At 66.0% G+C, this 1,596-nt stretch carries 2 protein-coding genes; both read right to left on the reverse strand.

Annotated features, from left to right (window positions below; genetic code table 11):
• On the reverse strand, positions 1-266 hold a 266-nt coding region (locus AC1DYX_RS30955), incomplete at its 3' end, for a hypothetical protein (RefSeq protein ID WP_477266029.1).
• 29 nt (positions 267-295) lie between these two features.
• The coding region (locus tag AC1DYX_RS30960; protein WP_477266031.1) for a cellulose binding domain-containing protein at positions 296-1,596 on the reverse strand (1,301 nt) is incomplete at its 5' end.

The following is a 1,596-nucleotide window of genomic DNA, read 5'->3' on the forward strand; positions in this document are numbered from 1 at the left end:
GCACTGCTGATCGTGGCGCCATCGCTGCCGAAGCCGTTCACGGCGAAATGCGTGCCGCCGTGGGCGCCGTTGCCGTAGCCGTCGATGGTGTTGTCACCGGCATACCAGTCRTCGCTGAAGTTCAGGCCGGCGTACGGATTGATGTCGCTCAGGCTGGCGAAGTCGCCGTCGGTGGCCACGTCCTCGAAACCGACGACACCGGCGTTGGCGGCGCCGGCGAGCATCAGGCTGGTGCTGGCGATCAGTGCGAAAAGAGTCTTTTTCATGAGGTAAACCTTTACTGTGTGAGGGTTCGTTATTTGCAGATGTCGCCGGTCACTTGCGGGATATTCGCGTTCATCGCGTCCTGGCCTGCGAAGACGAAGCCGAACGAGGCCGTCCCGCCCGGCGCGATATCCTTGTTCCAGCCACCGCCGTCCGAACCCGTGAACGCCGGCTTGGTGCCCGTCACGACCCCGTTCCACGCGTTGCCCGACACATACGAGCCRTCGCTGTAGGTCCAGGTCACCTGCCAGCCATGCAGCGTCTCCGTGCCCTGGTTGGTGATCGAGACGGTGGCGATGCCGCCRCCCCACCAGACGTTGTTGAGGTCGTACTTGCACACGGCRGKGGGCGCCGGCYTGACSGSMACYTGSGGCACCACCTGGACGTYGCCGGTCGGATCGATCTTGCCGTAGGCGATGCCGCGGCCGTAGGTGCTCATGTAGACCGTGCCATACGTGTTCATGTCGCCGACGACCCAACGTCCCTGCGTGCCGCCGTACTGATGAGCGTCGTCGTTCACGCGGTCCCAGTGGGCGCCCATGTCGGTCGAGCGCAACAGGCCGCGCGACGTGCCCACCGCACCCCACATGTAGAGGGCCGGATAGCTGGCCCCGGGCGCTGCCTTGCCCAGGCCCATGGCAGTGCAGGAAGCGACCGCGCCGACCTTGGTGAACGTGGCGCCCGAATCGGTCGAGTGGGCAAGGCCATTCGACTCCAGGCAGGCCCACACGTCGCCCTCGATGCCGGGCGTGGTGCGCAGGCGGGCGTTGCCGCCGCCCGCCAGGGCGGCCTTGGCGCTGAACGACACACCGCCGTCGGTACTGACCATCACTTTGCCGTTCGTCGGAGCGTAGACATAGAACTTGGACGGGTTGACTTTGTCCGCGATCGGGAAGGCGTCCTTCACGGCCAGGCCGGTCACCGCCGTCCAGCTGGTGCCGAAGTCGGTCGAACGGTAGCTCGTGGTCGAGCCTTGCGGGCTGTGCAACAGCACGAAACCGTCGGCCGACAGCGCCAGGTTGCCGTACTTGCCGTTCATGGTCGGAGCCTGTTGCCAGCTCGCGCCCGTATTGGTCGAGATGTACATGGCGTTGCCGACCCGCGCCAGCACATTCGTCTGCTGCGGCGCCACGGCCAGGCCGGTCGTCGTGCCCATGCCCGGAGAGTGACGCAGCGTGTACTGGGCAGGATCGGCGTGGACGAAGCCGTCGTAGTCGCCGATGACCGACACCAGCGGGCCGCCCGGAATGCTCTCGGCGGCGAACGAACCGGTCTCTTCCATGCCTTTCACGTCGAACTTCCAGACGCTCGTAGTCGCGTCGAGATCGGTCG

The organism is Massilia sp. P2_C2 (assembly GCF_056404615.1).